The 378-nt window shown below is 34.9% G+C and carries 1 protein-coding gene; it reads right to left on the bottom strand.

Features of this window, described 5'->3' with window-relative positions; translation table 11 throughout:
* Positions 1 to 378 (bottom strand): hypothetical protein (locus CG11_RS30645; RefSeq protein WP_197043983.1); only part of this gene is annotated, 378 nt, incomplete at both ends.

Raw genomic sequence — 378 nt, 5'->3', positions numbered from 1 at the left:
GTTGATTCTTGGTATTCCTGTGTATATTTTAAAGTTTCTACGACCTTGTAAGTAAGGTGTTGCCTGTCCTGTATTGGTAACAGGATTGAATTTTTGATACTCGTTATAAGCATAAGCAACCACACAGAAATAATACTGCTTGTGATTGATCAAATCTTTTTCTCCCTCTGCAAATTGATCTTCTACTACTTTAAATGTATGTTTGATACCTTTGTTCGTACCTTCTACTTGAATCGTTGGAACAGAAACATCAATTCCTAAATCCTCATCTGCAAATTTTTCCCAATTCGCAATCTTAGAAACATTATCATTTACATCCGTTTGGAAAATTAAACGTGCTTTTGTCTCATCGTCCAACTCTGTTACAGAAAGGTTCGG

Origin of the sequence: Aureispira sp. CCB-QB1, from assembly GCF_000724545.1 — a bacterium.
Lineage (GTDB): Bacteria > Bacteroidota > Bacteroidia > Chitinophagales > Saprospiraceae > Aureispira.
Note: the sequence above shows the minus strand (reverse complement) of the source record. Positions and strands in the feature narration are given on the sequence as shown.